The following is a 24,948-nucleotide window of genomic DNA, read 5'->3' on the forward strand; positions in this document are numbered from 1 at the left end:
CCTTAATTAAAAAGAAGATGCTGATAACAGCACCTTCTTTTGCACATTCCTACCATTTCCATTTCACTTCAATTGTATTAGAAGGCTTGCCCTCCACTTTTGTTAATGGATTGTATGGTACTACATAGTACGTTTCTTCGTGGAAAACACTTACTCCTTTTACCGTGTACTCCCCTTGTCCAGTAACTTCTCCAACGAAAGTATCTTCTCCTGTTTCCTGGCGATAAATACGGTACACTACGCGATTATCTTTCGCTTTAGTCCATTGTAATTTGACAGTTACGGAAAACGCTCCAACATCAAGGTCCCCCTTGAGTGATTCTATGGTTGGTAATGGAATCGGTTTTTGAAGTTCTTCTACATTATCTGGCTTCACAAACTCATTTTGCAGCTGTTTGGTTTGATCCACTTTTGACAAGATATCCTTCATTAATCTGGTTGGATAAACGCTACCACCATTTAAATAGTGTTCCTTGTCAATTTCATCATACCCCATCCACACTGCCCCAACATATTGCGGTGTATAGCCGACAAACCATGCATCATTCGTTTTCCCAGGAGCATACTGATGCTGTGTAGAGCCTGTCTTCCCGGCTAAAGCTTTGTCATAAGAACCTTGCTGACCTGTCCCATCTTCTACGACAGATTCAAGCATTCTTGTCATATCCCAGGCTGTCTGCGGTTTAAATACTTGTTTTGTTTTCGAGGTAGAATGAGAGACTAATTCATCTTTTTCATTGTACACTTGTAAAATAGTATGAGGCTCTATTACTTCCCCCTTATGTGCGAAGGGTCGATATGCTTTGACGAGATCAATAGGTGTAACGCCTTCGGATAATCCCCCCAGTGCAATCCCGAGGCCATTTTCCGATAGGTTGATGTCCATTTTGGATAAATATTTTTTGGAATAATCGATACCAATTTCATTGAGTAGCCATACTGCCGGTGCGTTTTTCGATTGCATCAATGCTTCATACATCGAAACCGAACCAGCATAACGGTTGTCATAGTTCTTGGGTGTGTAATCCCCATAACTCCTTTTTTGGTCGACAAGGAGGGAATAAGGGGCATAGTTATCTAGTTCAAGTGCTGGTCCATAAACAGCTAGAGGTTTCATGACGGAGCCTGGCTGTTGCTTTACATAGACACGATTCAAATCACCTTTTTTGTAATCTCTCGCTCCATGTGCAGCTACAATCACCCCAGTCTTTTCATCCATGAGTAAAAACGTCCCTTCCACTCCAGGCTGAGATCCAGGATATAATTGATCGTTTTGCATAGCATTATAGGAGATTTCCTGAATGGTTTCATCCACGCCTACTACGATGCGATAACCACCTTCATACAACTCTTCATTGCTTAACTCATATTCATTCTTTGCTTCTTTCACCACCATATCTAAATAGCTAGAAAGCCAAGGCTTTTTCTCTGGACTACCTAATTCAAGATTAATAGCTTTTCGCTGTAACTTCACCGCTTCTTCAGCTGTGAGGTAACCCGTATCATTCATACGCTGAATAACAATATTACGTCGTTCTTTGGCTCTCTCTGGATGTTCTGAAGGATCATAGTAATTTGGCCCCTTAGGTAAAGCTGCCAACAAAGCCCCTTCTTCAACTGTAAGTTTCGTAGCAGGTTTATTGAAAAAATATTGAGAGGCAGTCTCAATTCCATACAACCCTTCGCCAAAATAGATCGTATTTAAGTAATATTGTAAAATCCGCTCCTTACTAACGTTTCGCTCTAAATAAAGAGAAGCCATGACTTCTTTAAACTTCCGTGACCACGTTTTATCATTTGTTAAAAATAAGTTCTTGGCTAACTGTTGCGTAATAGTGCTGCCGCCTTCCACCTTTTTCATGGCAATTAAATCTCTATAGATCGCCCGAAGTGTAGCTTTAAAATCAACACCCGCATGGTCATAAAAACGACTATCTTCTATTGCGATAAATGAATGTTGTACATGCTCTGGAACTTGATCGATAGGTACGACTATTCGATTTTGCTTATATAACTTACCTAATTCTTGCCCTTCTTCATCCACAATCGTAGTCGCCTCATCCAGTACAAACAGACGCTCATCGACAACCTGCTTACCACCAAATAAAAGACCATAGTATCCTATAATAGATAGAAACATAAGGGCTATGACAAAGATGATGGGCCATTTCCATTTTGTTTTTTTAAACCAATTTATAAATTCTTCTTTTTTCCATTCCATGCTGTTCACCTCTAAAGGAGTCACAATTAATAAATGCTTATTCTATTATACGCTACTTGTCCTAGTTTCAGAAATAATATCGTCATCTCTAGCTTGCTTTTCAAATCCAGACATTGCTAAACTAAGAGTAGGAAAGGGGTTTCTTATATGAATGTATATTTAACAAGTGGAACATATGATTACTTACGCACAATACAAGAGAACCACCCTGAGCAACCAGTCTTCTTAATGAATGGAGAAGACAATACCGTTGCTTACACAGAAGGGGACAACATTTTTCAAGAACCACATGTATACGAAGTTGTGGATCAGGAAGGCACATTCGAACATAGTGGTTACGTTGTGATGAATAACATTCCTGTAACCGACGAAGGTCGCCCATTATTTGAAGACCGCTTCAAAAATCGCGCTGGTGCCATCGAAGATTCACCAGGATTTCAAGCAATTCGCATTTTACGCCCAACCCAAGGCAACACGTACACTGTTTTAACCCTTTGGAAAGACGTTCAAAGCTTTGAAGATTGGAAGAACTCTCAAGCCTTTGAAAAAGCACACAAAAACTCAGGCCCTCAAAGCGAGGAAAAACCGTCCTATGTAGCTGGACCTGCATACTTAACAAAATACCATGTTATTAATGAAGAAGAATAAAGAAAAGCGCAGGCGCTGGAGCTAGACACGTAAGCGCAAAAACTTATATTTTCTTTAGTTCTGAAAAAAAGAGCAACTCTCCATGCTAAAAGCGAGAGTTGCTCCTTTTTAAGTTGTTTAACTAAAAATGGGTTATGAAAGAGTTTTAAGCTACTAGTATAACAGTTCTTTTTAGGCACCTAACACTGACAAACCATTAAACGATTCCCATCAGGATCTTTAAAGTTAAAAAAATGGTCATGCTGAATATCTGTAAGGATTTCTACGTTCTTTCCCTTCATAAATTGATAAGATTCTTGGATGTTTGATGTATTCAAATGAAAAGCAGGCCTATTGAAGACGTTCTCTTCCGAATAGATTTTACTATCTAATACAATCCCTGTTCCTTTCATTGGGATAACGTAAAGATGACCAAATTGGATATCACCATCAGCTAGTATTCCTAAGATGTCACAATACCAATCTCTAGCTTTTTCAATATTACTCACAGAGATAAAAACAGTTCCGATTTCTGAATGAATAGGACTCGACACGTAAGAAAACCTCCTAGAATTTTACTTAACTACTCGAGTTTTTCCTTCTAGTTCTGCATTTGCTAACCCTTATTTATCCAGAAAAATACAAATGTTTACAAAGCGGAATAAGCGACTATGATTCCTATACCAAGTAGCCAAGCCAACTTGTACCACCAGCTTTTTAAAGGTCTTCTTTATACAATGAACCCTTCTTTTCTTTTAACTTAGCAATCTTTCGTTTGGCTTCCTTATAATAAAGCACATTTCCGAATAACCCCAAACCAAGTTCCTTTCCTATTACCATAAGGTCGTCATAATAAAACACACCATTTCCTAATCCATACACAATCGCACCCAAAGCAAAGAATATTCCTACTATCCCCCAAAAAAGGATTGTACATTTTTCGATAAGACACCCACATTAAACTTAAAAAGAGAGCAGCAAAATTAATGCTAACGGTACATACCCCTTATCCATACCCCATCGATCTCGATAAATATCTGAGTTTTCCCCAACAAAGAACAAAAGGACAAGCGCCAAGTTAACGACGTACAAACTGCTGCCCACAGGAGGTGGGTTGATTCGATATTGCTGCGTGACGCAGCGTTTTTAATCGAACTCCCTATGAATTGTTTTGAGATAAAGGAAACACGAAGAGCTCAAGCGTTCGATATTGACTTATTGTAAAGAGGTGCAGGAAGTTTGCCAGGCGCTGGGCGTTGGAGCTGGACGTGGCCTCTATAACTTACTTAGTTATGCACAAGCCAACATTTTTATAATTTCCTGACAAATATAAAAGAGCTTGTTGCTCCGTCATTTCCCCATCTATTGGTTCTTCTTCCCCAGGCTGTCCCTTATGTACAGAACATTAAATCATTCATCATATTTTTCACACGAAAAACACTAAGAGTAGTTATAGCACTCTTAGTGTTTTTATTTATATTACTCTATGCTTCCTTCCATTCTCTACGCAACCATATGTGCATAACAAAAATAACTGTGAATGCAGTAAGGGAGAGAAAAGGTATGGTAATAAAGCCAAGTATATTAATATACTCGCCATCACATGGGACGATTCCGCAGCTACTACTCTCAGCATGTAGGGCAGGTATTTTTTGAAGACCATAATGGTAAGCTGCAACAATGATGCCTGTTCCACTTAAATAAAGGCCTGCCTGGGCATATCGTAAGTCTTTATGGAATAAGGCCATGCCATATAACAGCACCTGTGGATACATTAATATCCTTTGATACCAGCACTTTTCACATGGGATAAAATTTAACACTTCTGAAAAGAACAAACTCCCAAACGTCGCGAGAAAAGCTTGAAGCCACGTTATAAATAAAAGAATCTCAACTTTTTTCTTCATTTCTCAACATCCTATTACATTATATTGATAAGTCTAGTATATCGAACTCTTGGGTAACTCGCTATGCTTTATGGGAAAGGAATTCTATTCGAGGAGAATGTAGTAAAATAAACGCAGTTTCTATTATACAGAAATCTTTCCACCAATATTAGGAGGTAATCATATGAGTGCTAGCATGTTAGGTTTAGCATCAATCATTTTTCCATTTATTATTGTCATACTGGTAATCATCGGATTTTACAAAGCATTTGTTAAAAAGAAAGATGTTTCTGCGTTCTACACCCCGTTCGACGAAATTACTGGTCAAACAGAAGTGCCTTTTCATGAAGAACAAGAAGTAGTTAGCGAAGAAGATGAGGATGAGAGAGACGATCAATATAAAAACAAAAAGCGTGAGAAAAAATAGTAAAAAACTATCACAAACGGTGACCCTTATTATGATTAAGGGCATTTATTTTCGCTTTCAAAGATTCATCTTGCTCCGTTTACTCCCTATTAAGAGTGGGAACCGGTGAACCGTACACACACTTAATAGAAGAGAGGCATTTAAGATGGGTATCTGGCTAGAGTATGGTTGGGCTCTTCTTGTTATCATAGGGCTAGAAGGGCTATTATCTGCTGACAATGCACTTGTGATGGGAGTTCTCGTAAAAGATTTACCTGAAAAGAAACGGAAACAAGCCTTATTCTATGGTATTGTAGGTGCCTATGTATTTAGATTTGCTGCGTTGTTTGCTATATCTTTCGTCGTGAACATCTGGCAAATACAAGCTATTGGTGCTGCATACCTTATTTATCTAGGTATAAAACATATCATCAAGAATAGTAAAGAGAATGACGCTAGCTCTTCTACTATCAATCAAAACCAAAGCCTGTGGAAAGTAATTTTCAAAGTGGAACTTACAGATATAGCATTTGCGATTGATTCAATATTAGCAGCAGTGGCAATCGCTGTATCCTTACCAGGAACTTCAATCCCCCAGCTTGGAGGCATGGACGGTGGAAAGTTCATTGTCGTATTTATTGGTATGGCTATTGGTTTAGCATTTATTCGATTTGCCGCTAATTATATTGTTAAGTACATGAAAAAATACCCTACTATTGAGAAGGCTGCTTTCATTATTGTTGCCTGGGTAGGAGTTAAGCTTGCCCTCCATACGATGGCGCATGAAAATGTGAAATTAGGACTAATACAGGAAGGGTTTACGCACAGCCCTTGGTGGAAAGCTACATTCTGGGGTGTGATGCTTCTTGTTGTAGTTATTTCCATCATCATGGCTAAGAAAAGCAGTTCGAGTACTGCACAATCAAAAGAACAATATTCCTCTTCGTAGAGAAAAGCTTTGAATGACATAAAGCTTGCGCTAGACATCTACACGCCAAATCTCATGTATTTCAATAAAAAGGCAAGAAGGTTCTGAAACCTCTTTGCCTTTATTATTGCAATAATATATTTATTGTCCTTTTTTGAACAAACCATTCTTATGCGCATACACTGCGGCTTGTGTTCGATCCTGAACTGCTAATTTACTTAAAATATTGCTCACATGTGTTTTAACTGTTTTTATCCCAATATATAACTTGTCACTAATCTCTTGATTGGTTAAACCATCGCCAATACACATTAAAACTTCTAGCTCTCTTCCGGTCAATTCTTCATGAGGCTTTCTCTCTTGAGAACGAAACCGTGTCATCATTTTATTTGCAACTTTCGGTTCAATATATGTTTCTCCCTTTGCAGCCTTTTTAATTGCGTCGGCTATTTGGTCGGCTGAGGAGGTTTTTAGCATATAACTAAAAGCTCCTGCTTCTAGCGCTGGAAATACTTTTTCGTCATCATAATAGCTTGTTAGAATAATAATCTTGCAACTTGGTAGATCCTTCATGATTTGTTCTGTCGCTTCAATTCCATTGCCATTTTCCATGATTAAATCCATAAGAACAACATCGGGCTTTTCTTCCAAAACAAGCTTTGCTCCTTTATGACCACTTGAGGCTTCTCCAACAATATCTAACTCTTCCTCCGTCATCAAATACGCAATGACCCCTTTTCGAACAACATCGTGATCATCCACTACAACAACTCGTATCTGATTACTCATAAGCATGCTCCTCCTGTACCGGAATTCGAATATCAATATACGTTCCCGCATGTTGTTTAGAACGAATAGCAAACGTCCCACCAATTTCTTCACAACGCTCACGCATCGTCTTTAAACCATATGACATCTTCTTATCTTGGTCTATTTCAAAACCTTTCCCATTATCTCCTATATGAAGAAATAATTCTTCATGACGCATATGTAAAGATACAATCACTTCAGTGGCCTCTGAATGACGCAAAATATTGGAAAGTGCTTCCTGAACAATGCGAAATAGATGTTCTTCCGCTCCATCAGAAATCCCTACTGCTTCATCCATTTCAAGATCAAATTCGATTTGGCACTTTTGTTTAAGTTCTTTAATTAAATTATGCACACCCTGATGTAGTGGTTCTCCTGAAAGGTGGACAGGTCGTAAATGGAGCAATAAAGCTCTCATCTCTGTTTGTGCCTGTAATGCCATCGAAGTAATTTCCTCAAGTTGTTGCTTAGCTTTAGCAGGATCTTTTTCAAATAGACGCAATGTAGCCTGTGACATCATAGTAAGCGCAAACAGTTGCTGACTAACAGCATCATGTAAGTCTCTCGCAAGTCTTTGTCGCTCCTCGATTGTTGCTGCCTTATGAGCTGATTTAGCGTACTCTGATTTCTCATCAGCCATTCTTTGTAACGACTTCACTTGACTCTTAAGCTTCTTGGCAAGTTCATTTAACTCTGTACCAATTCTCGATATTTCATCATCTGGGGTTAATCGTATAGAAGAACCATAATTGCCTTGAGATAAAGAGGTAATCAGAGTAGAGATTCCACCTAATCGCTCCTTCATATCACTACTTGATTGAAATCCTACATATAAAGAAACAAAAAATGATACTAAAACCATACTCCCTACAAAAAGGAATATGGAAGTTGCTGTTAGCCAAGAAGGTTCATACGTAACATAGATAGCTAAAAAGAAAGATAACAAAATCATCGTTGTTAGAAACAAAGCATACAAATGAGAACGTATGAACTTATATCGAATGCTATTCAATTTTTTCAACATTTCGGTCACCTACACTCTATCTACTTTAATGTCACCAATTTTGAAATGAACATCTAAATCAAGCTTTTTTGTGGCTTCTTCATAACCAGGGGTTTTAAAATGAATGTCACGGTTTAGCCCCTCTGATTTTTCATCTAACACTCTGATATCACCGGTTTTAATAGTTGCATGAATCTGGAAGTCAACATGTTCTGGTATAATGACTTTCACATCACCAATGACTCCAGAAATGCTAATTGATGTTTCTTGATCCGGTATAAAAGCTTTCGTAAAATCAACATGGTAATCACCAATGACATTCCATAGATCCATCGATTCTACGTTCCAATTGGGTTGATCAAAACGATGATCTCCTATGGCCACGTTTCGCTTTTTCTTGTGCTTTTTCTTAATATATTCATCATCAACATCATTATCTTTAGATACATATACTTTTGGTTTCTTTTTTTTCTTGGATGGGGAAAAGAAGCTTATTCCGATATAAATGAATAGCAATGGCCATAATCGCCAAAATTCTAAGAAATTAAATTCCACATAGTCAAATCGGTCTGCTATCAATAACCCACCAAATACTATTAAAAATGATCCAAATCCTAATCCGTCTTGATTTCCTCGAATGGTGTCTAAGATAATAAACACCCCCATACCGAAAATAAAAAATGGATAGCTAAAATGAAAAGCATTCGATATTTCCAAGGAAATAATGTCGAGGTTTGTCAATATTAGAAAAGCACCAAGAGCTATAAAGCCGAGTGCGATGATATACGTGAACAAATTATGTTTTTTCATTGGTATCATCCTTTTATCCCAAGGGAAAATAATCTATTCTACCTTATTAGATACTTAAGTCATTTTCCCTTTATTTATGAAGGAATTATATGCTGAATTCCTGTTACTACATATTATAGTTGAGATACAAACAAGCTTACACCTGCTACAGGATGTTTTTATCTCGGTCTCTAGGCGGAGAAAGGAATGAAAAGTTGCTAACCACTCTATGTAGGACAATCCAAACGTTTACAAACAAGATACCAAATAGAAATCCTCCAATGACATCTGTTAAGTAATGAGCAGATAAAATGTAGCGACTGATGCCTATTAGTAAAACGATTATGTAAGCACTAAAAAATAGGTATTGCCTAATTACGTTTGATTTAAAGTATCGTGCAAGAAAATAAGCAGCCAAACTATAAAAAATAACAGCGACCATAGCATGTCCACTCGGAAAACTATACCCTGCCTCATGGAGTGATTCTAAGCTAGATGGGCGATGTCGTTTAACAATACCTTTGATTACTTCGTTTAACTCATTTCCGAAATAAACCCCTAAGGACATCATAATGGCCGCTAACCAATCTCGCTTCATAAGCAAAAAACTAACAATTAATAAGGAAAGAACAATGATTACCGTGCGAGAAACCAGTTTCGTTATATAAATGAATATGGAATGAATCCACGTATTTCCCCCTACTTCATAAAGACTTTCTGCAGACCATAGATCAAAAGGGAATTGTCCTCCTCTATCGACAAAAACAGTAAGAGTTATAGTAAAGCCAATAGTTAATAAACATGTAAAAATGAGAGTCAATTTTTTTCGATTAATTTGATTCATATCACACTTCCTTCTCATCTCATTTTATCCTTATTTTAGGAATATGTTTAGATTTTTTTTATGTGGGAATTTTATATATGTGCAAAAAATATTTATTGAGGTGATGAAAAAATGGATGCTAAACTACAAGAACTAATTGATGGATTAAACGAAGACTTAGCACACGAATATGCAGCAAGTATCATGTACACGTACAATGCAGCAACTGTACAAGGACTTTATTATCAAGTATTAAAACCGTTCTTTGAAGGAGAAATTGCTGACGAACAAGGTCACGCACTTTACTTAGCTGAGAAAATCAAAACACTTGGTGGTACCCCAACTACTAAGCCAGCGGAAGTGAAACAACTTTCAGATGTGAAAGATATGTTAGAAGAAGCTCGACGCGCTGAGAAAGACACTATTCAGCGTTATGAAACACGTAAGAAACAAGCTGAAGAACTAGGTTATACAGAACTAGTTGTTAAGCTAGACGATATGATTGCTGACGAAACTGGGCATATGGAAGAAATGGAACGTCTACTAGCCGATCCACGCCTTTCTTAATTTGTTGAAACCTCCACGATTGTGGAGGTTTTTTTACTATCTAGCGAAATTATAAAAATATTGGCTTGTGTATAACTAAGTAAGTTATAGATGAACCAACCCTGTGGGCAAAACCGCGCGCTTGCGCTTTTGTTCTTATAAAAAATAAAAGAAATACATAAGACCTTCTCTTAATCACAAGCTTGTTTTTTTGTTATACTATTTCAAAAGAAAGGATGAGAATAGATGTGGGATAAACTAATGCAAGACCTTGATGGATTGTATGAAGAAATGGTACATATTAGACGCTACCTTCACCAATATCCTGAACTTTCTTTTCACGAAACGAAAACGGCTAAGTACATTGCTTCCTTTTACGAAGAGTTAGGAATGCCTTATCAAAGTCAAGTTGGTGGAAATGGAGTTATAGCGAAACTTGAAGGGGGGAAACCTGGTAAAACGGTTGCACTCCGCGCCGATTTTGATGCGCTTCCTATTCAAGATGCAAAAGACGCTCCATACAAGTCTACTGTACCTGGCGTGATGCACGCTTGCGGCCACGACGGACATACTGCTGCTCTGCTTTGCTTAGCCAAAGCTCTTATTCCTTACAAGGATGACATACCTGGAACTGTCGTCTTCCTACATCAGCATGCAGAAGAAATCACACCTGGTGGTGCAAAACCTATGATTGAAGCAGGAGCACTGAATGGAGTCGATGCAGTATTTGGAACGCATTTATGGATCAACACGCCTGTAGGAGCCGTGGAAACAGCTCCTGAATCCTTCTTCGCTGGTGCAGATGCTTTTGAAATCACGATTCAAGGTAAAGGTGGCCACGGTGCTCAGCCTCACCAAACGAAGGATGCCATTTTAATTGGTTCACAGCTTGTTACTTCTCTCCAGCAAATCGTTAGCAGAAAAATTGATCCTCTGAACTCTGCTGTTGTTACGGTTGGTACGTTCGAAGCTGGCAAAGCATTTAACGTCATTGCTGACACAGCTACGTTGAAAGGTACGGTTCGAACCTTTAACCAGGAGATTCAAGAAACCGTTATTCAAGAAATGGAGAAACACATTAAAGGAGCTTGTGTTGCTCATGATGCTTCCTATGAATTTTATTACACGAGAGGCTATCCTCCACTAGTGAATCATCCAAGAGAAGCTGATTTAGTGTTAAACGCTGCAGCTAATACACCTGGTATCGAGCGAGCTGAGTATGTATCCCCGGTTATGACAGGAGAAGATTTCTCTTACTACATGCTTGAACGTCCAGGGGCTTTTTATTTCACAGGCGCACAAAAAGAAGGTCACATCTATCCCCACCACCACCCTAAATTTGATTTTGATGAGCGTGCCTTACCTTTAAGTGCGAAAACACTGTTTCAATCGTATTTAGCTTATCAGAACCAACATTAAGAAGAGAGCATACGGAGGCGGTACCCATTCATTGCCGTCTCCCCAAGCTTCTCTAATAATCGATAATTCCCCCAGGCTCCCACAAGTGCTCCGATTCCCGGTATAAGTTGCATCATTTTCACAAAATCAATCGTATCTCGGTATTCTATTTGCAACGTTTTCCAATCAACCTCTCTCCACTCTAGCTTTTCTTTCTCCCAATGTACCACTGTATGAAGCACCGACTTTTTCTGCTCATCACTCGAAAAAGCAAGAATAAACAAATGCAACAAATACATCCGCTCCTCGTATTTGGTTACGTCATATCCATATAATTGACCGACATCAAACAGAAACTTCATCTTAATACTGAGCAATAGGGGGAAATCGGCTGCACCTAGTAATATACCACCCGCACCTGTCCCAGCTCCTTCTAATGCAGCTGTACGTTTATACTGTCTCAGTCTTTCTTTAATCATCTCTTCTCTTTCTTCTAGTGTTGCGTGTTCTTTTATTTCCACTTTATAAATATACTTTGAACTCGTTAAGGCAAGCTGAATCATCTGCTTCACACTTTCGGTAACGACACTATGAACTTGGTCTGGTACCTTTTTGTTAATGATGGATTGTATGTGCTTGGATCGTCTTTGAATGATGGAGGATTTTTTCTCCATTTGCTTAACCCATCGATTTGCTTCCTCTCTTACTTTAGCTTCATAATGTGTTTCTTCCAATGTCCACCCTCCTTTTTATTAGTAAAAAACTCGCCACGAAAACGTGCCGAGTTTTGTCATCAATTCATACGATGAACTAAATATTTATAAACCATTCCATAACTAAAGATTGCTCCACCAACCCATACGATTGCGACCCCTAATAAGTTCCATAGCAATAGAAATACGATACCTAATACGAACGTTTTCACAAGCATTAGTTGGAACAACCATTTTAATAATGCCCGTTTTCTTTGCTCTAATGGTACTGGATAGAGGTCTAGCCACTCTAACTGTTTATGATGATGCCAAAGTGTGACCATTTGAAAACCACTCATGTATAAGAATAAAAAAGCAAATCCAAGCTGGAACCAAAAGTTAGGTACCCAATAAACAAGAGCTCCAGCAATGACCAATAGTCGAACATACATCCCTAAATAATCACTACTACGAACAAACGTAATGCGATACATGTAATCGAATGTTTGATTTTGCTGAAATGGAATTGGAGATTTAACCAATCCTGCGAGCCAATGACGTTTCTTGATGGTTTTTTTCAAATGTGGAACATCTGTAAATAAATTCGCGATACGGTAGAAGGTCTGCATTCTTGCTTGTTCCTTCTCTATAAGTAAATCCCATGCTATGCCTCTACGTTTTTTTGCAAGCGTATAGTCGTACATCATTACTCCAAAGAAAAGAAGTGTTGTTATTACAGCAAATATCCATGCATTGCCAACTACAATAAAATAAATAGTCAAGCCGTTTAGCAAGGTACGAAAGATGGGGTCTATATATCCACTCCAACCAACACGACTATTGATTTCCCACCAATGGCTCAAGATATTCCAAGCTTTAAATACGACTACAACTACACCTAATACTAGAAAATCAGATCCACTACGTTCGGGATAGGTAGTAAAATATAACGGCCCTAGTGCTACGAAAATGAATAAAAGCGTAAATAGATGCGTGATATAGCTGTAAATAATTCCATTTCGAAAAAAGGAACCCAGTTGAGCCTCTGCCGGCAAGAGAAACACCAAATCTGCTTCTTTCAGCATTGTTCGAATAGGGCTATACGTAAGAAGCAGCCCAAGAATAACGGCAATGACCAAGGCAGATGGAAAACCATTTGATAAATCTGCGAGCCATTGCTGATAAACATAAGCTAAGCCAGCTAAAAAGAAAAACATCGCAAACGCAAAGTGATCATTAAACATGAGACGTAAATATCGCCCCATCTCCTTCGAATGATTATTTAACCGATTCCTCCAAAGCTCTTGAGCATTAAGCATGTTCATCTTCCTTTGTGAGTTCTACATAGATATCATCTAAAGTAGAACCTGGCATATTAAAGGAAGTTCGCAATTCTTCTAGCGTCCCTTTGGCACGAACCTCTCCATCATGAAGAATAACAAAACGATCGCAATAACGTTCAGCAGTTGCTAAAATGTGTGTGGACATTAATACACCTGCCCCTTGAGCCTTCATGTTGTTCATTAACTGGAGGTAGGATTGAATTCCTAAAGGATCCAGTCCCACAAAAGGTTCGTCCACAATATAGAGAGAAGGTTCTACTAAGAAAGCACACATGATCATTACCTTTTGACGCATACCTTTGGAGAAGTGAACCGGAAACCAATTCAGTTTCTTTTCCATTCTAAATTCCTTTAAGAGTGGCTGTAAACGTTCTTCAAATGTATCTTCAGAAAGACCATAGGCCATTGCGGTTAAACGTAAATGCTCCTTCAAGGTAAGCTCTTCATATAAAACTGGCATCTCTGGTATATAAGAGAATTGGCTACGATACTGTTCTGGATCTTGTTGAAACGTTTGCCCATTAATCATTACTTTTCCTTCTTTTGGTTGCATGAGGCCAATGATATGCTTGATGGTTGTACTTTTTCCCGCTCCATTCAAACCGATAAGTCCCATAATTTCTCCTGGTTGGATATCAAACGAAATTCCATGGAGAACGTTTTTATGTGTATATCCACCGACGACGTTTTCTATATGTAATAATGAATCCATTGTTCATCCCTCTTTCCATTCTTTCACTTCTTCAAATTTTATCATTCCCCTGCAACTTTGCCAAAAAAAGATGATTTTTTTCGGATAGAATTGAAATCATTGCACATAATACTATTGAAGGCGACAGGATGAACTGTCCAAAGCAATCACTGTAACTTGTTTAAAGGTTTTTAAGTTTAGGCTTAACAATCGAAATGAGGTGTCAGTGAAAGACCAAGCTGATTATGATCTCCACCACTCGGTTTGAGATTGATTCACACACATTTACTAATTAAATGAGGTGTTGACAGCAGGTATATTCGCAAGCTTTGTTCACGATCATTTGTTAAATCACTTATCGTTGGTTTAACATCCTAGTGGCAACCCCACGCGTGGCAGAGTAGTCCCCGTACTATCCACTCATACTGGATAGATGAAGGACAGTTCATTCAAGTCTTCCCCCGCAGAGTACCTCTTATGAGGTACTCTGCTTTTTAATTGGAAGTCATACATATCTTTGGTAATATAAACTCAACAAATGACATTAAAGTTAGGAAGAGGAGGAAATAACATGAGTCAAGATTGTATATTCTGTAAAATAATGGATGGAGATATTCCATCTGCCAAGGTATATGAAGATGAGTTTGTGTATGCGTTCCTTGATATTAGTCAAACAACAAAAGGTCATACACTAGTTATTCCAAAGCAGCACACAAAAAACATATATGAAACAGATGCTACAACCGCTGAGCAGCTTTTCTCTCGTGTGCCAAAAGTTGCTAATGCAATTAAAGAAGCATTCAACCCAGTAGGCTTAAACATGCTAAATAACAATGAGGAAGCTGCAGGTCAGTCTGTATTTCACCTTCATATTCATCTCATTCCTCGTTATGGTAGTAATGATGGCTTTGGGGCGAAGTGGGAAACCCATACAGATGACTATTCTAATGAGGACCTTCAATCGATTGCTTCCTCCATTGCGGAACAAGTGAAGTAACGTTTACTTTTTTTTATTATTTGTTAAAATGATAGTAGACTTTCGCAACTGGTCACGAGGACACAGTTGGAAAGTAGACGAGTTTAGATTAGAAGAGGAGAGATGAACATGAGTAATCGTTTGGACACACGTATCTTAGTATTATTGTCATTGCTTGTAGGTATTGGAGCTGTTTTACACATTTTTGCTCCACCGATTTTATTTGGTATGAAGCCGGATATGCTTCTTGTCATGATGTTCTTGGGTATTCTATTATTTCCTAAGCTTCCTTATGTAATGTTGCTATCCTTCGTAACAGGCGGTATTTCTGCTCTAACGACATCCGTACCTGGTGGACAAATTGCAAATGTAGTTGATAAACCTATTACAGCTTTACTATTTTTTGGAGTATATGTTGCTTTAAGCAAAGTTATGAGCTCTAACAAACTAGCACCTATCCTTACAGCTTTCGGCACACTCATAAGTGGAACAATCTTTTTATTTGTAGCTGTAATGCTCATTGGTCTTGTAGAAACCACATTTAGTGCTCTATTCTTGGCTGTTGTACTTCCAACAGCTGCTTTTAATACAGTAGCAATGATTGTCATTTATCCAATTGTCCAAAAGATTTTTGCACGCACACGAATTGCGCAAATTTCATCTAAAGCATCATAATTTTACTTTTCCACCCCTGACGTGAAGTCAGGGGTTTTTATTTAAATCATATAGGGAATAATGAATTAAGTAAGCGTCGTTGCTTGTAGGGAGGATGTATAATCCATCATACATATGCTTATAAAACTTTGAATTTTCTAAAAGGAAATGACATTTATACCTCTACAGGCACTTAAAAAACGGATATAATAGTAGCTAGAAAGGAGTTTTGAATATGGGAAAAAGTAAATCATTAGTGCTAGGATTTGTTGTAGGAGGCGTTGTAAGTGCAGCAGCAACATTACTTTCTACTCCTTCTTCAGGCAATCAAATCCGAAACCAAGCAAAAGATACCTCTACACGTTTGAAAGATACCATAACCAATTTAAAAGGTGAAGGCAGGGAACTTACCGAACAAATTGCTCAAACCTCAAAAGAAGGAGCTATTCTACTAAAAGATCTTTCTTCTGACATTAAGCAGTCAATTGAAAGCTGGAAGCAAACAATTGAGCCCCACCAACGTAATATTCAAAAACACCTTCAAGAAATTGAGGATAGCTTAAAAGAATTAGAAGAAAAAGCAAACCAAAACCAAAATGAAATCCAAGTCCAAGAGCATCCTCCAACTCCGGCAGCTGCCGAAGACGAAGAACAACATTAAATCCAAACACAAAGCCTGCTACTATCTGTAGTAGGCTTTTTTAATGTAGGGGAGAGACACCCCTTGGAAAAATTTGCTCGGTACAATTCCATCTACTTATGAAATATCTAATGTTTAAGTATTATGACAATGAGTGGGAATAAAAAACTTAGCAAATCTTCCTTTTGTAAATTTATATCCTGCCCCTATAAAAGTACAAGGAACAAAAGCGGAAGTGCCCGCTTAGCAACGTACAAGCTGCTGCCAAAGAGCGCGGATTGGTTCGATGTTGCTGCACAATGCAGCCGGTCTTAATCGAACTTCCATCACTCGAGAACTCCCCCTGAATCCGTATGAGATAAAGGAAACACGAAGGAGCGATAGCGATTAGATGTTGACTTATTGTAAGGAGGTACAGGAAGTTTTTTAGTCGATCGGAGCTGGACGTGGCCTCTATAACTTATTAATTTATACACAAACCAACACTTTTATAATTTCCTGGCTATACAGCAAAAAAGCCCTGCTCAAATGAGCAGGGCTTTTTTTGTGAAGTATTTATTCAGATTTCAGGTCTTCAATAGAGCTGATATCCATGTATTTCGGAACAACTAGACCGATTTTTGCACCTTCAAGGTTCGCACCAAGATCTTCTAGGCTGTCTTTATTTGACTCATAAAGATCGCCGTGAGTACCTGGTAACCATGCAGCTACCATACCGTCAGCTTCGCCTTCAGCAACTGCTTGCCACATAGCGGCGTTTTGCAGTTGAGTAAGCTTAACTTCGAAACCTTGTTGACGAAGTACTTCGCCAATTACGTTTGTAGAAGCAATCTCAGAGTCCCAAGATACATAAACAAGTTTCGCTTTCGTACCATCGACTTTTTCTGTTCCTTTTGTCCATTCGCTTACCTTGTCAGAGTTTTCTTTAACCCAATTCTTAGCAGCTTCTTCGATTGGAGTTCCGTCTTTTCGTGCAAGCATGACTTTACCCATTTCTTCAGAAGACCATTTGAACTGATCTAGAATCTTATATAGATTTGGTTTCTCTTCTTTAAGACCTGTTTTTACCATTGTCTTGATTTGCTCTTCGCCACCAAACACACCTTTTGGATCTTCTAGATATTTAAGGTCATATTTAGCGAACTTCCAGTGTGGTGTCCAACCTGTAACAATGATTGGCTCTTCGTCTTCAATAGCGTTGCCTAGTGCTTCCGTCATAGCTCCACCAGAAGAAGTTTGTACTTCCCAGTTTTCAAGACCATATTCTTCTACTGCTTTTTCAGATGTCTTCACAACACCTGCACCAGCGTCGATACCAGTGATTGTGTAATCAAGTTCTTCTCCAATAGCAGCTTTCGATTCTCCACCTTCAGCGCTATCTCCATTGGATGAACCAGAATCAGATGATCCTCCATCAGAAGAACCGCAACCTGCAGCTACGATTGAAAGTGACAAACCAGCCGCCAAACCTAGACGTTTCCAGTTTAAATTAAACATAATTGATACTCCCCTTTTTTTTAAATGTACTTCCCTATATTTTGACTTTTCCTTAAAGAAGAAAAAGAGCAAAAACAATTTCTTTATTCACCCTTTTGCGTGTTAAGGCTTTGAGTGAAACGGTCAATAATAATCGCTAGAATAACGATACTTACACCAGCTACGAAGCCTAGTCCAACATTGTTACGTGATAAGGATTCAATTACTTTTTGACCTAGACCTTCTGCACCAATCATGGATGCAATAACAACCATGGAAAGTGCAAGCATTACTGTTTGGTTAATACCTGCCATAATGGTTTTCTTTGCCATAGGCAGCTGAACTTTAAATAACTTCTGAAATCCTGTTGTACCAAAGGCTTCTGATGCTTCAATCAATTCTTTCGATACTTGGCGAATACCTAAGTTCGTAAAACGAACAGTTGGAGGTACTGCGAAAATAACAGATGCAAACACCCCTGGAACCATTCCGATACCAAAGAAGGCAACGGCTGGGATTAAATATACAAAGGCTGGCATCGTCTGCATAAAGTCGAGAACTGGTGTAATAATTGCCTCTACGACCCTACTTTTCGCCATCCATATCCCAAATGGAACACCTACAATTACGGATATAATACTCGAGGTTATAACGAGTGAGAATGTATCCATTAAGTCTTGCCATAGATCTTGGTTGAATATAAACCATAAACCTATGAAAGCAAAAATCGCTAAACCAATACGTTTACCTGTAACAAAGAAGGCCAAAATGGCAATCAAAGCAATGAACAACCATGGGTTTATCCATTGTAGTGTTTCACTAAGCCATTCAATAAAGGCACCTAAATTATCTTTGATTGGCTCGAATAAGAATTCAAAATTATCTGTAATCCAGTCTGTTAAATTACTGATCCACTGTTTCATCGGAATCGTTTCGATGATCTTCATTCAATGACACCTCACTTCCAGCTAGCGCTCCTATTACAGCACCACGTACAATAACTCCTCGTAATTTCCCATCTTCTACAACAGCAATTGGTACTGGAGAATCATGAATCATGTCAAAAATCTCATTCATAGATGTTTCAAGAGAAGCTGTTGGTACATCAGTTACCATAATTTGATTTAGGTCTGTTATATTGTTTTGCTTCGCTTCTGAAGCTTTATCAGCTGTTACATAGCCCTTTAGGTTACGTGAACGATCTGTAACATAAATACTAGACAGTCCTTCTTCTCTCATACGCTCTAGAGCTACACGAGGACCATGTTTTTCTATGTTCACCGTCTCTGGGCGTTTCATAATATGTTGTGCAGTTAAGACCTTGGAACGATCTACGTCTTCAACGAATTTCTCTACATAATCATTTGCTGGGTTTACTAATATTTCTTCAGGGGAACCGATTTGTACAATCGAACCATCTTTCATTAATGCAATACGATCACCGATACGAAGTGCTTCGTCCAAATCGTGTGTAATGAAGATGATTGTTTTCTGCATACGTTCCTGAATATCCAATAGTTCATCTTGCATTTCTTTACGAATCAATGGGTCAAGTGCAGAGAAAGCCTCATCCATTAATAGCACTTCTGGATCATTGGCTAATGCTCGTGCTAAACCAACACGCTGGCGCATACCTCCTGAAAGTTGACCAGGATATTGATTTATGAAACTACCTAGTCCTACTAATTCAAGCGCCTCTTTCGATTTTTCAGCTCTTTTGCTTTTATCGATACCTTGTACCTCTAGACCAAATTCGGCATTTTCTAGAACAGTACGGTATGGGAATAAAGCGAAGCTTTGGAAAACCATACTCATTTTCTTACGACGAATGTCTCTCAAGTCTTTGCTGCTCATTTTGGAGAGATTATCGTCATTAATATAAACACTACCTTCTGTTGGTTCAATCAGACGGTTAAGTAAACGGACTAGTGTAGATTTACCACTACCAGAAAGTCCCATAATAACGAATATTTCACTTTGTTCTACTTCAAAATTACATCGATTTACACCGACTGTATTACCTGTTTTCTCAAGTATTTCTTCTTTTCCATAACCTTCATCAAGCAATTTTTGTGCTTGGGAAGGATTCTTACCGAAAATCTTTGATAAGTTTTCTACTTTGATGATCGGCACTAATGCTCACCCCTCTTACGTTTTGACTAGTACTTTTGGACGTCTTTTTGTAACTACGTGTTTACGTGTTTGTTGAACAACTACCTTTTATACTATATATGATAAATAACAAATGAACAAACTATAAATACTTTTAAATATGAATATTTTAAACGTACAGTTGAAACTGAACAAACTTTTGAACATGAAAGCTTCATTTTCCTCTTTTTTTCTCTAAAATGCTATCCAATCTGTTATTTTCTATTTTCTCTCATTTATAGTAGGGTAGGAATAGTATGAGAGAAGGAGGACCTTCCAATGCCCAATATGGACAATGATACTGTACTTAGTGAAGTACAATATAATGCTGTCACAGAATTTTCAAAGACATTAGAAATGTTTAGTCTTACTCCTTCAGAAGCAAGACTATTTGTAACTTTATACATAGAAGGCGAACCGATGACCCTTGATGAAATGAGCGAAGCGCTAGCAAAAAGCAAGACTTCCATGAGCACTGGAATCCGAACCCTTCTCGACTTAAATTTAGTCGAACGGGTTTGGAAAAAAGGAGTAAGAAAAGATTTATATCAAGCAAATGATAACCTTTTCCCAAAATTTATGGCTTCTTATGTTCAACGCTGGCTTGATGCAGCTTGTAGACAGAAGCAATCACTAGAAGAAACGAAGACACTTTTAGAAAGAGAACAAGGAAACATACAAACTGAATACGTAAATGATCTTAAAGAGCGTCTTGATGAAATGATTGAATTTCACTGTTTAATTACGAAAGCATTTGAAAAACTTGATCATTAATTTTTCACTTCTTAGCTTCTCTCTTTCTCATTAGTTATCCCCCCCGTTTGTTTTTTTAGATGTGGGGGATTTTACCATTCAAAATTTTCAACTCATTTATGTTCTTTCACATCAACTTTCATAAGAATTTAATAATTTAATATGTATTTTTTTACGCATGATTATTTTCAACTGAGACGTTTTCCTGAGATAATATAAGTGAATGTTGTATAGGAAAGGTTATTTTTTATGCGAGGGAGGGGTACTAGATGAGTCAAGAAGAGCGTTCGTCAATTCATGAAGCCATCTTATTCAGCCATAAAATGGCTCAACTAAGTAAGGCTCTATGGAAAACAATAGAAAAAGATTGGCAACAATGGATCAAGCCGTTTAATTTAAATATAAATGAACATCACATTCTTTGGATTGCGTATCACCTTAAAGGAGCAAGTGTTTCTGAGGTATCTAAATTTGGAGTCATGCACGTTTCAACAGCATTTAATTTCTCTAAAAAATTGGAAGAAAGAGAACTACTTACTTTTTCGAAAAGGGAGAATGACAAGCGTAATACGTATATTCAATTAACAGAACAAGGAGAAGCATTGCTTCTAGAAACGATGAAAACGTATAATCCAGAAAATAACTCCTTGTTAACTGGTACACAACCGTTGAAAGAACTTTATGGTAAATTTCCAGAATTCTTAGACTTAGTAGCACTTATAAGAGAGATTTATGGACCGGAATACTTAGAGATATTAGAACGTTCCATGAATAATATTGAAGAAGAATTCTATGATGAGGAAGATTTCTTCACAAACGCAAGTATTCTCAAACAGGAATAATCTCTTTTATTCCTGTTCTTTTTATGTCTTTCCTAACTACGGGCAGTATTACATTTAACTAGTAGAGCATATATACATACTATATTACATTCACTAAGCATTTTTTAAACTCCTCCATCAACTCTTCGTACTTTCCTTCTTTATGTAAAGCATCCATTGTGTCATCCGGATGTAGTTTCATATTTAACATACCAGCAAAATGAATGAGCAGAGATGTGTAATCTAATAGGCCTTCTTCTTTTTGTTCCTCATACATATTCTGTAATGTATGTAACAAGCTTAGTACCTCTTGATATTCCTCTTCTTTTAGCCCTTTTTCCAAAATCATCTTCGTGAACGGGTAGTGATCCGTTTTAGACATTTGCGATAGAAGCCTGACATGAAATGCTATCATTTCTGTGTCATACACTTTATTCTCCACACCAATTCTCTCCTCTTTAGCACTACAATTTTTCCAGCTTGTGACCCTCGTCACGATGCGTCTCAAGACTTTCTAAAACTTTTTACAAAAACCCTATTGATTTCTTCTTCAAAACATCGTATCATTCCATAGGACTGATGATATTTTAAATAAAAACGCGTACTTTTGAAACTCTCTCTTCGAAGGAAATGCACAACTAAATTTCCTACTTATTTATGTACAAATAACATTAATATTCTACAAGATATTTTACTATAAATATGAATTGATTGTCACAATAAGGGGGTTGATGAGGATGAACTTAAACTGCTGGAAATCCTTTAACATCACTAAAGAATTTGGTTCAAATCGAATTTATTTACTAAGTCTTATACTTGGTACTTTTTCATTTATTCTCTTATATTTACCCGTTTCTATGCTACACCAGCATCAAGCAGTGAAAGATCATGGATTGTTTCCGATAGCAGTGGCGTTATTCTTACTTCCCATTATCCACAAGTTAATGCATATGATTCCGCTCTTACTGCTAAATAAACGAGTGCGTATTCGCTGGAAATTAAAGCGTGGTATCTTACCGACATTCTCATATCGTACGTTTTCCACTTTATCAAAGAAAACGTCTATTCTAATGGCATTAGCACCAACGTTATTTTTGACGATCCCGGGAATCGTAACTAGCTACGTATTCCCGAATTATTACGCATATATCTTAGTGTTTACTGCTGTTAATATTGGCTTGTCTTTTACCGATTTCTTATGTGTAAGACAATTCTTACTTGCACCAAAAAAATGTATTATTGAAAATGCAAAAGATGGATACGACATCTTGATTGACAGATACAAACAATAATGAGAGTGTAAACGTAATATCCAGGATTTTAATAAAAAAACACCCTGCTTAGGGTGTTTTTTTCGCTAGTTAAAACTTTAATCTGTTCAACAGATGTAATTTTTGATACAGTAATTTCATAGGTGCAAAAGGAGGTTCTTAATCGTGACAGTATTTTTTGTACCATTTGCGCTGTTAATTTTATTCATGTTTAATTCACTTACCCATTCTTTGTGCCTGAAAACAGAGATGGCAACTGAAAAACAACCTAAAGTATTTCGAACCATCAATATTTTAATCACAATTCTACTCATTTCCTCTTACGTTGAAGTGTTGTACACATAACTTAAGAAGGAATAGAGACCGATTAGAACGCACATGACATTTTCGTGCATACGAAAAAAGAACTACCTAATGATTAGGTAGTTCTTTTTTTGTCGCTGTATTTAGGAGGTTCCTAGTACAACCAAGATGCACCAACGATGATTAACAAGATGAACAATACAACAATCAAGGCAAATCCTCCGCCATAACCTTTACTCATAAGAACACCTCCTTTTCCAACTAACTAAGATATCTTATGCGTAAGAAAAAAACCTGAATAGGCGTTTGCCCCAATTTCTCAAAAGTTTTGTGTATCCATCATACTTCTATTGATTTATTCATCAATATGTTATAGTATTTTGATGATATGGTTGTCCCTTAAAATGGAAATTAATTTACATATAGGAGTGCTTACGAATATGAAAAAACTCACTCTAGCCACTACTTTTGCTGCTAGTGTTCTAGCTTTAACAGCTTGTTCTCAATCTCAATCAGACCAATCTGAGTTAGTTGTTGAGTCCAAAAATGGGAATATTACGAAAGAACAATTCTATGAGGAACTGAAAGATCGTTACGGGGATCAAGTTTTGCATGAAATGATTGTTAAAGAAGTACTGAATGATGATTTTGAAGTAACAAAGGAAGAAGTGGAACAAGAGCTTGAAAGGTATAAGAGTCAATACGGTGATCAATTTGACCAAGCTCTCCAGCAAATGGGTTTCCAAAACGAAGAAGATTTCAAAACCGTACTAGAATATAGCTTACTGCAGCAGAAAGCAGCTACAGCAAAGGTTGAAGTTAGTGATGAAGACATTCAACAACGCTATGAGCGTATGAAAACTGAACTACAAGCAAGCCACATTATTGTTGATTCAGAAGAAAAAGCTAAAGAAGTTGCCAAAAAGGTAAAAGAAGGGAATAAAAGTTTCGCTGAACTTGCCAAAGAATATTCAACTGGTCCTTCCGCTTCAAAGGGTGGAGACTTAGGTACATTTGGTCCAGGAAAAATGGATCCTGCCTTTGAAGATGCTGCCTATGCACTTGAAGAAGGCGAAGTGAGTGATCCTGTTCAATCGTCTTTTGGTTGGCATATCATTAAAGTATCAGACAAAAAAGAAACAGATGTAAAACCACTAGATGAAATGAGAGACCAAATTAAGTCAGAGCTCCAAAAACAACAAGTCAATAATGCAGATGCAAAAACATCCATAGATCAAATCATTAAGGATGCGAATGTGGATATTAAAATTAAAGAATTCAAAGATATATTCGATAATAAAGAATCAGCACAATAATGCTTAAAAGGATATCCAACCTGTGGATATCCTCTTTTTTGTTTTGTCCACATTGTGGACTCTCCTCATACAAAGCTCCGTTGTTTATAGATATATAATGCAGGATGGGTTATTCCAGTACATTTCCCCTACGTTTTATAACACCACAAAAAAACAAGCGCTGTGCGGGCGCTTGTTTTTTAAGATCCGGAGGCCATTGTGTGCTCTTTATTTTCGTCTTTTTGTTGTCTAGCTTCTTCAATGCGTGCCATATACTTTTGTCCTTCTTGCTCAATAAAATGATTCTCCATTTTCTGGTCCTCACGCATAGCGCGATAAGCCATATACCCACAAAAGATCATAAACAAGATGATAGCTAACACCCACCAAGGAAAACCGGCAATTTCCATCATTTCTGTACCCCCTTGTCCACGTTTACTAAATG

The 24,948-nt window shown here is 37.6% G+C and carries 30 protein-coding genes; 13 read left to right on the top strand and 17 right to left on the bottom strand.

Annotation, left to right across the window (positions count from 1 at the left end; translation table 11 throughout):
- Positions 1-49: 49 nt before the first annotated feature.
- Positions 50-2,221, bottom strand: coding sequence for a transglycosylase domain-containing protein (locus GLW08_RS06105; protein ID WP_160847639.1), 2,172 nt, complete (start codon positions 2,219-2,221; stop codon positions 50-52).
- 147 nt (positions 2,222-2,368) lie between these two features.
- Here GLW08_RS06105 and GLW08_RS06110 point away from each other — a divergent pair, with 147 nt between their 5' ends.
- Positions 2,369-2,869, top strand: a complete 501-nt coding sequence (locus GLW08_RS06110) for an antibiotic biosynthesis monooxygenase family protein (RefSeq protein ID WP_160847640.1) — start codon at positions 2,369-2,371, stop codon at positions 2,867-2,869.
- Between the two features lie 179 nt (positions 2,870-3,048).
- Here the strand turns inward: GLW08_RS06110 and GLW08_RS06115 are convergent, their stop codons facing one another.
- The 3 genes from GLW08_RS06115 to GLW08_RS06125 all read right to left on the bottom strand — a co-directional run bounded on the left by GLW08_RS06115 (position 3,049) and on the right by GLW08_RS06125 (position 4,755).
- Positions 3,049-3,402 (bottom strand): VOC family protein, encoded by a 354-nt coding sequence (locus GLW08_RS06115; RefSeq protein ID WP_160847641.1) that lies wholly within the window; start codon positions 3,400-3,402, stop codon positions 3,049-3,051.
- 163 nt (positions 3,403-3,565) lie between these two features.
- Complete coding sequence (locus tag GLW08_RS06120; RefSeq protein ID WP_160847642.1) at positions 3,566-3,742, bottom strand: hypothetical protein; 177 nt, start codon at positions 3,740-3,742, stop codon at positions 3,566-3,568.
- 590 nt (positions 3,743-4,332) lie between these two features.
- Positions 4,333-4,755 (bottom strand): disulfide oxidoreductase, encoded by a 423-nt coding sequence (locus GLW08_RS06125; protein ID WP_160847643.1) that lies wholly within the window; start codon positions 4,753-4,755, stop codon positions 4,333-4,335.
- 163 nt (positions 4,756-4,918) lie between these two features.
- Here GLW08_RS06125 and GLW08_RS06130 point away from each other — a divergent pair, with 163 nt between their 5' ends.
- Positions 4,919-5,161: a DUF3951 domain-containing protein gene (locus GLW08_RS06130; RefSeq protein WP_160847644.1), complete on the top strand. Its 243-nt coding sequence runs from the start codon at positions 4,919-4,921 to the stop codon at positions 5,159-5,161.
- Positions 5,162-5,306: 145 nt separating this feature from the next.
- Positions 5,307-6,089 carry a TerC family protein gene (locus tag GLW08_RS06135; protein WP_160847645.1) on the top strand — a complete coding sequence of 261 codons (783 nt, stop codon included), beginning with the start codon at positions 5,307-5,309 and terminating at the stop codon, positions 6,087-6,089.
- A 120-nt stretch (positions 6,090-6,209) separates the two neighbouring features.
- On the opposite strand, the gene GLW08_RS06140 is transcribed toward GLW08_RS06135, so the two are convergent.
- The 4 genes from GLW08_RS06140 to GLW08_RS06155 all read right to left on the bottom strand — a co-directional run bounded on the left by GLW08_RS06140 (position 6,210) and on the right by GLW08_RS06155 (position 9,514).
- Positions 6,210-6,857 (bottom strand): response regulator, encoded by a 648-nt coding sequence (locus GLW08_RS06140; RefSeq protein WP_160847646.1) that lies wholly within the window; start codon positions 6,855-6,857, stop codon positions 6,210-6,212.
- A complete protein-coding gene (locus GLW08_RS06145; protein WP_160847647.1) occupies positions 6,850-7,902 on the bottom strand; it encodes a sensor histidine kinase in 1,053 nt (350 codons plus the stop codon). Before GLW08_RS06145 ends, GLW08_RS06140 begins: the two co-directional genes overlap by 8 nt.
- 9 nt (positions 7,903-7,911) lie before the next feature.
- Entirely contained in the window at positions 7,912-8,691 is a 780-nt protein-coding gene (gene liaF / locus GLW08_RS06150) for a cell wall-active antibiotics response protein LiaF (RefSeq protein ID WP_160847648.1), read from the bottom strand.
- A 145-nt stretch (positions 8,692-8,836) separates the two neighbouring features.
- A complete protein-coding gene (locus GLW08_RS06155; RefSeq protein ID WP_160847649.1) occupies positions 8,837-9,514 on the bottom strand; it encodes a phosphatase PAP2 family protein in 678 nt (225 codons plus the stop codon).
- Positions 9,515-9,625: 111 nt separating this feature from the next.
- Between GLW08_RS06155 and GLW08_RS06160 the strand changes: the two genes are divergently transcribed.
- Entirely contained in the window at positions 9,626-10,060 is a 435-nt protein-coding gene (locus GLW08_RS06160; protein WP_160847650.1) for a ferritin-like domain-containing protein, read from the top strand.
- A 225-nt stretch (positions 10,061-10,285) separates the two neighbouring features.
- On the top strand, positions 10,286-11,458 hold the full coding sequence (locus tag GLW08_RS06165) for an amidohydrolase (RefSeq protein WP_160847651.1): 1,173 nt from the start codon (positions 10,286-10,288) through the stop codon (positions 11,456-11,458).
- On the opposite strand, the gene GLW08_RS06170 is transcribed toward GLW08_RS06165, so the two are convergent.
- From GLW08_RS06170 to GLW08_RS06180, 3 genes are read right to left on the bottom strand one after another with little or no spacing between them, the layout of a single operon-like run.
- Positions 11,455-12,171 (bottom strand): EcsC family protein, encoded by a 717-nt coding sequence (locus GLW08_RS06170; RefSeq protein WP_237458318.1) that lies wholly within the window; start codon positions 12,169-12,171, stop codon positions 11,455-11,457. The genes GLW08_RS06165 and GLW08_RS06170 overlap by 4 nt on opposite strands.
- Before the next feature lie 59 nt (positions 12,172-12,230).
- Positions 12,231-13,448 carry an ABC transporter permease gene (locus tag GLW08_RS06175; RefSeq protein ID WP_160847652.1) on the bottom strand — a complete coding sequence of 406 codons (1,218 nt, stop codon included), beginning with the start codon at positions 13,446-13,448 and terminating at the stop codon, positions 12,231-12,233.
- Entirely contained in the window at positions 13,441-14,184 is a 744-nt protein-coding gene (locus GLW08_RS06180) for an ABC transporter ATP-binding protein (RefSeq protein ID WP_160847653.1), read from the bottom strand. The genes GLW08_RS06175 and GLW08_RS06180 overlap by 8 nt, the downstream gene beginning before the upstream one ends.
- Before the next feature lie 550 nt (positions 14,185-14,734).
- On the opposite strand from GLW08_RS06180, the gene GLW08_RS06185 reads away from it, so the two are divergent.
- From GLW08_RS06185 to GLW08_RS06195, 3 genes are all read left to right on the top strand, one after another.
- Positions 14,735-15,160 (top strand): HIT family protein, encoded by a 426-nt coding sequence (locus GLW08_RS06185; RefSeq protein ID WP_160847654.1) that lies wholly within the window; start codon positions 14,735-14,737, stop codon positions 15,158-15,160.
- Between the two features lie 108 nt (positions 15,161-15,268).
- Positions 15,269-15,814, top strand: a complete 546-nt coding sequence (locus GLW08_RS06190; protein ID WP_337193900.1) for a tryptophan transporter — start codon at positions 15,269-15,271, stop codon at positions 15,812-15,814.
- A gap of 214 nt (positions 15,815-16,028) precedes the next feature.
- Positions 16,029-16,454, top strand: coding sequence for a YtxH domain-containing protein (locus GLW08_RS06195; RefSeq protein WP_160847655.1), 426 nt, complete (start codon positions 16,029-16,031; stop codon positions 16,452-16,454).
- A gap of 534 nt (positions 16,455-16,988) precedes the next feature.
- Here GLW08_RS06195 and GLW08_RS06200 read toward each other — a convergent pair.
- The 3 genes from GLW08_RS06200 to GLW08_RS06210 all read right to left on the bottom strand — a co-directional run bounded on the left by GLW08_RS06200 (position 16,989) and on the right by GLW08_RS06210 (position 20,042).
- Entirely contained in the window at positions 16,989-17,930 is a 942-nt protein-coding gene (locus GLW08_RS06200; protein WP_160847656.1) for a glycine betaine ABC transporter substrate-binding protein, read from the bottom strand.
- Positions 17,931-18,013: 83 nt separating this feature from the next.
- The gene (locus GLW08_RS06205) at positions 18,014-18,856 is read right to left on the bottom strand and encodes an ABC transporter permease (protein WP_160847657.1); all 843 of its coding nucleotides are present in this window, start codon (positions 18,854-18,856) and stop codon (positions 18,014-18,016) included.
- On the bottom strand, positions 18,813-20,042 hold the full coding sequence (locus GLW08_RS06210) for a betaine/proline/choline family ABC transporter ATP-binding protein (RefSeq protein ID WP_160847658.1): 1,230 nt from the start codon (positions 20,040-20,042) through the stop codon (positions 18,813-18,815). The genes GLW08_RS06205 and GLW08_RS06210 overlap by 44 nt, the downstream gene beginning before the upstream one ends.
- A gap of 297 nt (positions 20,043-20,339) precedes the next feature.
- Between GLW08_RS06210 and GLW08_RS06215 the strand changes: the two genes are divergently transcribed.
- Both GLW08_RS06215 and GLW08_RS06220 read left to right on the top strand, forming a co-directional pair.
- Positions 20,340-20,834, top strand: coding sequence for a GbsR/MarR family transcriptional regulator (locus GLW08_RS06215; protein ID WP_160847659.1), 495 nt, complete (start codon positions 20,340-20,342; stop codon positions 20,832-20,834).
- Positions 20,835-21,082: 248 nt separating this feature from the next.
- Positions 21,083-21,655, top strand: a complete 573-nt coding sequence (locus tag GLW08_RS06220) for an HTH-type transcriptional regulator Hpr (RefSeq protein ID WP_160847660.1) — start codon at positions 21,083-21,085, stop codon at positions 21,653-21,655.
- Between the two features lie 79 nt (positions 21,656-21,734).
- Here the strand turns inward: GLW08_RS06220 and GLW08_RS06225 are convergent, their stop codons facing one another.
- Positions 21,735-22,076 carry a DUF1878 family protein gene (locus GLW08_RS06225; protein WP_337193901.1) on the bottom strand — a complete coding sequence of 114 codons (342 nt, stop codon included), beginning with the start codon at positions 22,074-22,076 and terminating at the stop codon, positions 21,735-21,737.
- Between the two features lie 295 nt (positions 22,077-22,371).
- Between GLW08_RS06225 and GLW08_RS06230 the strand changes: the two genes are divergently transcribed.
- Together GLW08_RS06230 and GLW08_RS06235 are read left to right on the top strand one after the other, a co-directional pair.
- Positions 22,372-22,926: a DUF3267 domain-containing protein gene (locus GLW08_RS06230; protein ID WP_160847661.1), complete on the top strand. Its 555-nt coding sequence runs from the start codon at positions 22,372-22,374 to the stop codon at positions 22,924-22,926.
- A gap of 144 nt (positions 22,927-23,070) precedes the next feature.
- Positions 23,071-23,250, top strand: coding sequence for a hypothetical protein (locus tag GLW08_RS06235; protein ID WP_036820523.1), 180 nt, complete (start codon positions 23,071-23,073; stop codon positions 23,248-23,250).
- A gap of 112 nt (positions 23,251-23,362) precedes the next feature.
- Here GLW08_RS06235 and GLW08_RS06240 read toward each other — a convergent pair whose 3' ends face one another.
- The gene (locus tag GLW08_RS06240) at positions 23,363-23,449 is read right to left on the bottom strand and encodes a YjcZ family sporulation protein (RefSeq protein WP_036820520.1); all 87 of its coding nucleotides are present in this window, start codon (positions 23,447-23,449) and stop codon (positions 23,363-23,365) included.
- A 199-nt stretch (positions 23,450-23,648) separates the two neighbouring features.
- On the opposite strand from GLW08_RS06240, the gene GLW08_RS06245 reads away from it, so the two are divergent.
- Positions 23,649-24,524, top strand: coding sequence for a peptidylprolyl isomerase (locus GLW08_RS06245; RefSeq protein ID WP_160847662.1), 876 nt, complete (start codon positions 23,649-23,651; stop codon positions 24,522-24,524).
- A gap of 179 nt (positions 24,525-24,703) precedes the next feature.
- On the opposite strand, the gene GLW08_RS06250 is transcribed toward GLW08_RS06245, so the two are convergent.
- Positions 24,704-24,916 (bottom strand): sporulation YhaL family protein, encoded by a 213-nt coding sequence (locus tag GLW08_RS06250; RefSeq protein WP_237458319.1) that lies wholly within the window; start codon positions 24,914-24,916, stop codon positions 24,704-24,706.
- Positions 24,917-24,948 lie beyond the last annotated feature (32 nt).

The sequence above is a fragment of the Pontibacillus yanchengensis genome, from assembly GCF_009856295.1.
Classification (GTDB): domain Bacteria; phylum Bacillota; class Bacilli; order Bacillales; family BH030062; genus Pontibacillus; species Pontibacillus yanchengensis_A.

Excerpts from the sequence above, each read along its gene's own strand:
- GLW08_RS06105 (WP_160847639.1), bottom strand. The coding sequence starts at position 2,221 with ATGGAATGGAAAAAAGAAGAATTTATAAATTGGTTTAAAAAAACAAAA.
- GLW08_RS06110 (WP_160847640.1), top strand. The coding sequence starts at position 2,369 with ATGAATGTATATTTAACAAGTGGAACATATGATTACTTACGCACAATA.
- GLW08_RS06125 (WP_160847643.1), bottom strand. The coding sequence starts at position 4,755 with ATGAAGAAAAAAGTTGAGATTCTTTTATTTATAACGTGGCTTCAAGCT.
- GLW08_RS06130 (WP_160847644.1), top strand. The coding sequence starts at position 4,919 with ATGAGTGCTAGCATGTTAGGTTTAGCATCAATCATTTTTCCATTTATT.
- GLW08_RS06135 (WP_160847645.1), top strand. The coding sequence starts at position 5,307 with ATGGGTATCTGGCTAGAGTATGGTTGGGCTCTTCTTGTTATCATAGGG.
- GLW08_RS06140 (WP_160847646.1), bottom strand. The coding sequence starts at position 6,857 with ATGAGTAATCAGATACGAGTTGTTGTAGTGGATGATCACGATGTTGTT.
- GLW08_RS06145 (WP_160847647.1), bottom strand. The coding sequence starts at position 7,902 with ATGTTGAAAAAATTGAATAGCATTCGATATAAGTTCATACGTTCTCAT.
- liaF (WP_160847648.1), bottom strand. The coding sequence starts at position 8,691 with ATGAAAAAACATAATTTGTTCACGTATATCATCGCACTCGGCTTTATA.
- GLW08_RS06155 (WP_160847649.1), bottom strand. The coding sequence starts at position 9,514 with ATGAATCAAATTAATCGAAAAAAATTGACTCTCATTTTTACATGTTTA.
- GLW08_RS06160 (WP_160847650.1), top strand. The coding sequence starts at position 9,626 with ATGGATGCTAAACTACAAGAACTAATTGATGGATTAAACGAAGACTTA.
- GLW08_RS06165 (WP_160847651.1), top strand. The coding sequence starts at position 10,286 with ATGTGGGATAAACTAATGCAAGACCTTGATGGATTGTATGAAGAAATG.
- GLW08_RS06175 (WP_160847652.1), bottom strand. The coding sequence starts at position 13,448 with ATGCTTAATGCTCAAGAGCTTTGGAGGAATCGGTTAAATAATCATTCG.
- GLW08_RS06180 (WP_160847653.1), bottom strand. The coding sequence starts at position 14,184 with ATGGATTCATTATTACATATAGAAAACGTCGTCGGTGGATATACACAT.
- GLW08_RS06185 (WP_160847654.1), top strand. The coding sequence starts at position 14,735 with ATGAGTCAAGATTGTATATTCTGTAAAATAATGGATGGAGATATTCCA.
- GLW08_RS06190 (WP_337193900.1), top strand. The coding sequence starts at position 15,269 with ATGAGTAATCGTTTGGACACACGTATCTTAGTATTATTGTCATTGCTT.
- GLW08_RS06195 (WP_160847655.1), top strand. The coding sequence starts at position 16,029 with ATGGGAAAAAGTAAATCATTAGTGCTAGGATTTGTTGTAGGAGGCGTT.
- GLW08_RS06200 (WP_160847656.1), bottom strand. The coding sequence starts at position 17,930 with ATGTTTAATTTAAACTGGAAACGTCTAGGTTTGGCGGCTGGTTTGTCA.
- GLW08_RS06205 (WP_160847657.1), bottom strand. The coding sequence starts at position 18,856 with ATGAAGATCATCGAAACGATTCCGATGAAACAGTGGATCAGTAATTTA.
- GLW08_RS06215 (WP_160847659.1), top strand. The coding sequence starts at position 20,340 with ATGCCCAATATGGACAATGATACTGTACTTAGTGAAGTACAATATAAT.
- GLW08_RS06220 (WP_160847660.1), top strand. The coding sequence starts at position 21,083 with ATGAGTCAAGAAGAGCGTTCGTCAATTCATGAAGCCATCTTATTCAGC.
- GLW08_RS06230 (WP_160847661.1), top strand. The coding sequence starts at position 22,372 with ATGAACTTAAACTGCTGGAAATCCTTTAACATCACTAAAGAATTTGGT.
- GLW08_RS06240 (WP_036820520.1), bottom strand. The coding sequence starts at position 23,449 with ATGAGTAAAGGTTATGGCGGAGGATTTGCCTTGATTGTTGTATTGTTC.
- GLW08_RS06245 (WP_160847662.1), top strand. The coding sequence starts at position 23,649 with ATGAAAAAACTCACTCTAGCCACTACTTTTGCTGCTAGTGTTCTAGCT.
- GLW08_RS06250 (WP_237458319.1), bottom strand. The coding sequence starts at position 24,916 with ATGATGGAAATTGCCGGTTTTCCTTGGTGGGTGTTAGCTATCATCTTG.